The organism is Streptomyces katrae, from assembly GCF_000966975.1.
Classification (GTDB): Bacteria; Actinomycetota; Actinomycetes; order Streptomycetales; family Streptomycetaceae; genus Streptomyces; species Streptomyces katrae.
In genome coordinates this window covers 1-7,637 of sequence record NZ_JZWV01000377.1, presented here as the reverse complement: position 1 = coordinate 7,637, position 7,637 = coordinate 1, and the positions used below count along the sequence as shown (strand labels likewise).

Genomic DNA, 7,637 nt, shown 5'->3' with positions numbered 1-7,637 from the left:
GCCCGGGCCCGCGTCACGGCTTCGCGGGGCGCGGCGCCAGGGGAGCCGGGGTGACCTTGAAGCCGCCCTTGACCACCTCCGTGAAGGGCGCCGGGGCCATACAGGTGCCCACGTGGGGCTCCGCCACCGTCCCGTCCGGCTGCACGTCCACGTTGGCGATGCCCCAGGAGAAGCCGACCCGGTCCGGGGCGCCGTGCTCGCCGTCCTGGACGCTGATCCCGATCCGCTTCCCCTCCCAGCCGACGTTCGAGGAGGTCACCACCGCCGTGATCACGGCCGTCCTCCCGCCGGTGACCACGCAGTCCACCTGCGCCTCGGCGACGCCGGTGAAGTTCTGGTCGGGCATGGCGTGGTACACCGTCACCTTGCCGCGCGCGTCGACCGGCATGCCCTGCTCCCCGCCCTGCGCCGGGAACGGCCTGCTCCAGGGGACCTGCTCCGCGTCGACCGTGAAGCGGATGTCGTGCTCCTTGGGCACGTACGGATAGGAGATCGTCCCCGCGCCGTGCACCGAAGCCACCTTTGGCGCGGCGGGCGCGGCCGGTGCCGGGGCGGCCCCGACGAGGGTGGCGACGAGGGCGGCCGAGCCGGCCAGGGCGAGGGCGCGCGTACGGTTCTTCATGGTGGACTCCCTTGGTGGGCGGGCCGTTTCCGTGGTGGGAACAGCCTCGCCGGAAGCCCCCGGCCGCGGCGTCTGCCGCTGGTCCGACATGCGTGAGGGCGCCTCCCCCACACGGGGGAGGCGCCCTCGACACCTCGGGCTACAGGCCGGGGCCGCGCACCGGGATGTGGGTGAACGTGGGCTCCGGGGCCGGGTTCTGGAAGAAGTCGTTCCCCTTGTCGTCGACGACGATGAAGGCCGGGAAGTCCTCGACCTCGATCTTCCAGACCGCCTCCATGCCGAGCTCCTCGTACTCCAGGACCTCGACCTTCTTGATGCAGTCCTGCGCCAGGCGCGCCGCCGGGCCGCCGATGGAGCCGAGGTAGAAGCCGCCGTGCGCGCCGCACGCGTCGGTCACCTGCTGCGAGCGGTTGCCCTTGGCCAGCATCACCTTGGAGCCGCCCGCCGCCTGGAACTGCTCGACGTAGGAGTCCATGCGGCCGGCCGTGGTCGGGCCGAAGGAGCCGGACGCGTAGCCCTCGGGGGTCTTGGCCGGGCCGGCGTAGTACACCGGGTGGTCCTTGAGGTACTGCGGCATGCCCTCGCCCGCGTCCAGCCGCTCCTTGATCTTGGCGTGCGCGATGTCGCGGGCCACGACCAGGGGTCCGGTGAGGCTGAGGCGGGTCTTGACCGGGTGCTTGGTCAGCGTCGCGAGGATCTCGTCCATCGGCTGGTTCAGGTCGATGCGGACCACGTCGGCCGACTCGTCGAGGTGCGCGTCCGTGGTCTCCGGCAGGAAGCGCGCCGGGTCGGTCTCCAGCTGCTCCAGGAAGACGCCCTCGGCGGTGATCTTCGCGACGGCCTGGCGGTCGGCGGAGCAGGACACCGCGATGGCGACCGGGAGGGAGGCGCCGTGGCGGGGCAGGCGCACCACGCGGACGTCGTGGCAGAAGTACTTGCCGCCGAACTGGGCGCCGATGCCGATCTTCTGCGTCAGCTCGAAGACCTGCTGCTCCAGGGCCTCGTCGCGGAAGCCGTGGCCCAGCGCGGAGCCCTCGCGGGGGAGCTCGTCCAGGTAGTGGGCGGAGGCGTACTTGGCGGTCTTGAGCGCGTGCTCGGCGGAGGTGCCGCCGACGACGATCGCCAGGTGGTACGGCGGGCAGGCCGCCGTGCCGAGCGAACGGATCTTCTCCTCCAGGAACTTCATCATGGAGGCCTCGTTGAGGACCGCCTTGGTCTCCTGGTAGAGGAAGGACTTGTTTGCCGAGCCGCCGCCCTTGGCCATGAAGAGGAACTTGTACGCGCCGCCGTCGGTCGCGTAGAGCTCGATCTGCGCGGGCAGGTTCGAGCCGGTGTTCTTCTCCTCCCACATGGTCAGCGGGGCCATCTGCGAGTACCGCAGGTTCAGCCGGGTGTAGGCGTCGTAGATGCCGCGCGAGAGGGCTTCCTCGTCGCCGCCCTCGGTCAGGACGTTCTGGCCGCGCTTGCCCATGACGATCGCCGTGCCCGTGTCCTGGCACATCGGCAGCACGCCGGCCGCCGCGATGTTGGCGTTCTTCAGCAGGTCGAGGGCGACGAACTTGTCGTTCGCGCTCGCCTCCGGGTCGTCGATGATGCGGCGCAGCTGGGCCAGGTGCGCGGGGCGCAGGAAGTGCTGGATGTCGTGGATGGCCTCCTCGGCGAGCTTGCGCAGCGCCTCCGGCTCGACCTTGAGGAACGTACGGCCGTCGGCCTCGAAGGTCGAGACGCCCTCGGAGGTCACCAGCCGGTAGGGGGTGGTGTCCTCGCCCAAGGGCAGCAGGTCGGTGTACGCGAACTCCGGCATGTGGCCAATCCTCACTCGGCAGACAGCGCTGGCGTCCGATTTGGCAGCGCGGCTAACCAGCGTAGAACCTCCCGGCGCGGGCGTGTCTGTGAGGTAAGGCTCACCGGCGACTATCGCGATCTATCGTGTCTCGCTATGCTGGCCGACGTGGACATGGAAAAGCACCCCGCGGACGCCGCCGCAGACCCCGCTCCCGCCGCGCCCGCGCCCGCGGCCCCGGCCCCCGCGGCCCCGGCCCCCGGCGGGCTGCGCGCCTCCGACGCCGACCGGGACCGGATCGCGCAGATCCTCTCCGACGCCCTCGCGGAGGGCCGGCTGACCGCCGAGGAACACTCCGAACGCCTGGACACCCTCTACGCGGTCAAGACGGTGGGGGAGCTGCAGGCGCTCGTACGGGACCTCCCGGCCGGCGCCGCCCCCGCCCAGCCCTCCGCCGCCCCGGCCGGCGCCCCCGCCGGAGCCGGCCCCGTGGAGTCCGTGGTCGCCGTGTGCAGCAGCTCCGCCCGCAAGGGCCGCTGGCGCCCCGGCGCGCACACCCGCGCGGTCTCGGTCCTGGGGGACATCACCATCGACCTCACCGAGGCGGTGTTCGAGCAGCAGGTCACCGAGTTCAACGTGGTCGCGGTCCTCGGCAACGTAGAGGTCCTGGTCCCGGAGAACGTCACCCTGCGCGGCTACGGCAGCGGGCTCCTCGGCAACTTCGAGGTGCACGGCGGCGGCGCCGCCGCCGACCCGCAGGCCCCGGTCGTGATCGTCCGCGGGCTGGCCGTGCTCGGCAACATCGAGGCCCGGCCCAGGCTAGGCGCCCGCCTGGTCGACCTCGCCGACAAGCTGCGCAAGCGGCTCGGCTGAGCGCGCCGCCGGAACGGCCGACGGGTGGGCGGGTTTCGGACGAACCGCGTCCGGCCCGCCGTGACCGGTGCATAGGGGCACGCGCAGCGGGTAGGGACAGGTGCATCGTCTCTCGCTCGCGTATCCGTCGTCAGGAGTAGACCGTGCCGCATCCGCCGCATCAGTCCCCGCAGGCAGCCGCCGTCCAGAGTCTTCAGACGCGCCCGGCCGCCGTGCCCGGCCGCCGTGCCGAAGCCACGGGTGGCGGCGAGGGAAGAGGAGGACGGGCCCTGGCACACGGAGGCGGTGTGCCGCAGGGACGAGGCGGGGCTGTTCTTCGCGCCGTCCAAGGAGCCGACCGCGGCCCGGCTGGCCCGCGAGGAGGCCGCCAAGCGGGTCTGCGCCCGCTGTCCGGTGATGGTGGCCTGCCGGGAGCACGCACTGCTCCAGCCCGAGCCGTACGGGGTCTGGGGCGGGCTGACCGCCGCCGAGCGGCGGGTGGTGCTGGGCCGCAGGCGGCGCCGCGCCGCCGAGCTGCTGCCCGGCGCGGCCGGGCCGGTCGCCGCGGCGGGCTGAGCCCGCGCGCAGGCCGCAGGAGACGACTGAGGGGCGGTCCCCCGCACGGGGACCGCCCCTCGGCGTTGCCGTCACCGGCCGCGGGCCGCCGCTACTCGGCGCGGTCCAGGGAGATGCCGCTGTAGGCGCGCAGCTTCGACAGGCGGTGCGTGGAGTCGATCTGCCGGATCGTGCCCGACTTGGAGCGCATGACCAGCGAGGACGTGGTCGCCGTCTCCGAGCGGTAGTGGACGCCGCGCAGCAGCTCGCCGTCCGTGATGCCGGTGGCGACGAAGAAGACGTTCTCGCCGGAGACCAGGTCGTTGGTGGTCAGGACGCGGTCGAGGTCGTGGCCCGCGTCGATGGCCTTCTGGCGCTCGGCCTCGTCCTTGGGCCAGAGCTTGCCCTGGATGGTGCCGCCGAGGCACTTTATGGCGCAGGCCGAGATGATGCCCTCGGGGGTGCCGCCGATGCCCATGAGCAGGTCCCGATGCCCATGAGCAGGTCGACGCCGGTGCCCTCGCGCACCGCCATGACCGAGCCGGCGACGTCACCGTCGGAGATGAACTTGATCCGGGCGCCGGTCTCGCGGATCTCCTTGACGATGCCCTCGTGGCGGGGGCGGTCCAGGATGACGACCGTGACGTCCTCGGGGGCGATGCTCTTGGCCTTGGCGACCCGGCGGATGTTGACCGAGACGGGGGCGTTGATGTCGACGAAGTCGGCGGCCTCGGGGCCGGTGACCAGCTTGTCCATGTAGAAGACCGCGGACGGGTCGAACATGGTGCCGCGGTCGGCGGCGGCCAGGACGGCGATGGCGTTCGGCATGCCCTTGGCGTTCAGGGTGGTGCCGTCGATGGGGTCCACGGCGATGTCGACCTCGGCGCCGGTGCCGTCACCGACGCGCTCGCCGTTGAAGAGCATCGGGGCTTCGTCCTTCTCCCCCTCGCCGATGACGACGACGCCGTTCATCGAGACGGTGGAGATCAGGGTCCGCATCGCGTTGACCGCGGCGCCGTCGGCGCCGAGCTTGTCGCCACGGCCGACCCACCGGCCCGCGGCGAGCGCCGCAGCCTCGGTGACCCGTACGAGTTCGAGGGCGAGGTTGCGATCGGGCGAGTCGGGGGCTACTTCGAGCTGGGGCGGCAGGTTGTGCTCGGTCATCGGAGCGCACCTTTCTGTACGACGACGGCCGGGAGTGTGAGGGTGCTGGAACTCTATCGGTTCGTCGACATATTGAGCAGAGCGGGTCACTTATGAGCGCATTATCGGTCAAGCGGTCCGGCTGAGCGGACACTGCGAGCCCCTCGCGCGCCCTCCGTACCGGCCGCCACGCCGACCCTGGCGGTGATCGCCGACGGCCATGCGGGACGATGGTGGGGTGGCAGGTATGAAAGGCAAGCAGACGGTCTGGGACATGGTCCGGTCGCTGGCGGTGATCGGTGTCGTGGTGGCGGGTATCTACATGTTCATCCCGCACGACGACAAAGCCGACCCGACGCGCACGGTCGACTACCGGGTGGAGGTCCTGACGGCCCGGCGTGCGGCCCCGTACCCGGTGGCGGCCCCCGTGGGCCTTCCGGAGCAGTGGCGGGCGACGTCGGTGTCGTTCGAGCGCAAGAACGCCAACGCCTGGCACCTGGGGTTCCTGGACCCGCAGCAGCAGTACGTGGCGGTCGAGCAGTCCTCGGACGCCTCGAAGAAGAACCTGGAGAAGCTCACCCAGAAGGCCGCGCCCACCGGGCAGACCCAGCAGGTCGGCGACCGGGCGTGGGAGCGCTGGGACGGCGAGAAGTACGACGCGCTGGTGCGCCAGGACCAGGGCCACGTCACGGTGGTCACCGGTACGGGCTCCTTCGAGCAGCTGGGCACGATGGCGGCGGCGCTGGAGTTCAAGCAGGGCCATTGACTCCTCCCCTCCCTGAAGGGAGAGGATTCCTAGCTCACTTCGCCCTACACCTGGCAGGCGGCGGGTCTTACAAGATCAGCACTAGCCGGGTTGAGACCTGCCCGGACGAGCATCACGCGGGCGGAGTTCTTGTCCCTGGGCGAGATGGCTCCGCACGTGGCGCACGTGTACGTTCTCCCCGAGAGGGGCAGTGCGTGCTTGGCTCTCGCTCCGCACCGTGCGCACTCCATGGTGGTGTGCGCGGGTTTGACCAGGTGGATCATGCGGCCGTGCTTGCGGGCCATCTCGACCAGCGCGGTCTTCGTCGCCGCGATGGCGGCGTCGGCTGCTGTGCGGGCCATGCTGCTCTTCGCCAGGAACTTCGGGCGGAAGTCCTCCACCGCGAGGGTGTCGAAGTCACGGACGACGCTCTTGGCCCACTTGCGGGCTGTGTCCTGCCGCTGTCGGGCGATCTTCTTGCACACCTTCGCCGCCGCCCGCCGGGCCTTCTCGTATCCGCGGGTCGCGGGCCGGCCCTTCGGTGTGGCGCGGCGGGCCATCATCCGCTGGTAGCGGGCCAGGCGCTGCTCGGACTTCTTCCCGTGCCGGGCGTGGGGCAGGTCGTGGGCGTCGGACGTGGTGGTCGCGGTCTCGCGCACACCCCAGTCGATCCCGATGGCCCGGCCCGTCGAGGGCAGCGGCTCGCTGGGAGCGGTCACGACGAACGAGGCGTACCAGTGGCCGAGACTGTCCTGGTACACCCGGACCGACGACGGGGCCGACGGAAGCTCCCGCGACCACACCACCGAAAGCAGGATCCCGCCCGCCAGATGCAGACGGCCGTCCTTCAGCCGGAAACCCCGCCTGGTGTAGTTCAGCGACGGCCGGGCCTCCCGTTTGCGCTTGACGCGGGGCATCCCGGCCCGCTGCCGCACCGGCAGCTTCGCCTTGATGTCCGCCAGCGCCTTCGACCGGGACTTCGCGAAATCCCGGATGACCTGCTGCTGAGGAACCGAGCTGCCTTCACGCAACCAGCCCATCGACCGGCGGGCCACAGTCAGCAGCTTGTCCAGCTGCGACGGCCCGCACGTCACCTTCTCCACGGAAGTCTTGTTCGCCAGGTGGACCTTGCGGGACATCGCCGCGCACTCGTTCCACACCCACCTGCACCGTGCCCACTCCCCTTCCAGAGCCGCGAGCGCAGGGGACGACACACGCAGCCGGAAGGTGTACCGGGCAACCCCGGCCCCTCCCCCGGCTAACGACTCGACCGTCATGACCGCAACCTAGCAAGCATCACTGACAACGGAAGAAAACACAGGTCGGAACAGATCCGCATCGAACTCCGCCGCTACGCGGCTCCCCCCGAGGACCCATTCCTCCCCGCCCTGAGGGGCGGGGCCTCCTGGGAGAAACCCGGTGACCCCCCTCCGATACGCGTGAAAGGCCGCCCGCCCCCGGGGAAACCGGGGCGGGCGGCCTTTTCGCGCATCCGTGCCGTCGTGCCGGGGCTCAGACGGTGGTGATGACCTCGTCGTAGGACAGGCGCGGGGAGCGGTCGTGCCAGGCGCCCTCGCCGGGCTTGCCGATGTTGACGACCATCAGCGCGCTGTGGTCGCCGTCGAGGAACTCCTTGCTGATGCCCTCGAGGTCGGCACCGGTCATCGGGCCGGCGGCCAGGCCGGCGGCGCGGATGCCGACGATGAAGTAGGCGGCCTGCAGCATGGCGTTGCGGGCGGCGAAGGCCTCACGGGCCGGGCGCTCGGTGAAGAAGCCCTTGACCGCCGGGTAGTGCGGCAGGAGGGTGTCGAACTCCTCGTGGAACTCGTTGTCCGCGGCGAGGATCGCGACCAGCGGGGCGGCGGCCGTCTTGGCCTTGTTGCCGTCCGACATCAGGTTCACCAGGCGCTCGCGGGCCTCGGCCGAGCGGACCAGGG

7 protein-coding genes and 1 pseudogene are annotated in these 7,637 nt (G+C 71.2%); 3 read left to right on the top strand and 5 right to left on the bottom strand.

The window, feature by feature from the left end; translation table 11 throughout:
* Positions 1-13: 13 nt before the first annotated feature.
* Positions 14-622 carry a hypothetical protein gene (locus VR44_RS14740; protein ID WP_052713604.1) on the bottom strand — a complete coding sequence of 203 codons (609 nt, stop codon included), beginning with the start codon at positions 620-622 and terminating at the stop codon, positions 14-16.
* A gap of 139 nt (positions 623-761) precedes the next feature.
* Positions 762-2,426 (bottom strand): fumarate hydratase, encoded by a 1,665-nt coding sequence (locus VR44_RS14735; protein ID WP_045947934.1) that lies wholly within the window; start codon positions 2,424-2,426, stop codon positions 762-764.
* Positions 2,427-2,573: 147 nt separating this feature from the next.
* On the opposite strand from VR44_RS14735, the gene VR44_RS14730 reads away from it, so the two are divergent.
* Positions 2,574-3,278 (top strand): DUF1707 SHOCT-like domain-containing protein, encoded by a 705-nt coding sequence (locus VR44_RS14730; protein WP_045947935.1) that lies wholly within the window; start codon positions 2,574-2,576, stop codon positions 3,276-3,278.
* Between the two features lie 159 nt (positions 3,279-3,437).
* Positions 3,438-3,833 (top strand): WhiB family transcriptional regulator, encoded by a 396-nt coding sequence (locus VR44_RS14725; protein WP_425424506.1) that lies wholly within the window; start codon positions 3,438-3,440, stop codon positions 3,831-3,833.
* A 91-nt stretch (positions 3,834-3,924) separates the two neighbouring features.
* Here the strand turns inward: VR44_RS14725 and glpX are convergent.
* Positions 3,925-4,976 (bottom strand): annotated as a pseudogene (glpX, locus tag VR44_RS14720) (class II fructose-bisphosphatase).
* Positions 4,977-5,202: 226 nt separating this feature from the next.
* Between glpX and VR44_RS14715 the strand changes: the two are divergent.
* Positions 5,203-5,721 (top strand): DUF4245 domain-containing protein, encoded by a 519-nt coding sequence (locus tag VR44_RS14715; RefSeq protein WP_211275068.1) that lies wholly within the window; start codon positions 5,203-5,205, stop codon positions 5,719-5,721.
* Between the two features lie 44 nt (positions 5,722-5,765).
* On the opposite strand, the gene VR44_RS14710 is transcribed toward VR44_RS14715, so the two are convergent.
* A complete protein-coding gene (locus VR44_RS14710) occupies positions 5,766-6,977 on the bottom strand; it encodes an RNA-guided endonuclease InsQ/TnpB family protein (protein WP_094191645.1) in 1,212 nt (403 codons plus the stop codon).
* 235 nt (positions 6,978-7,212) lie between these two features.
* Positions 7,213-7,637: malonic semialdehyde reductase (locus VR44_RS14705; protein WP_045947930.1), on the bottom strand; the 425-nt coding region annotated here is incomplete at its 5' end.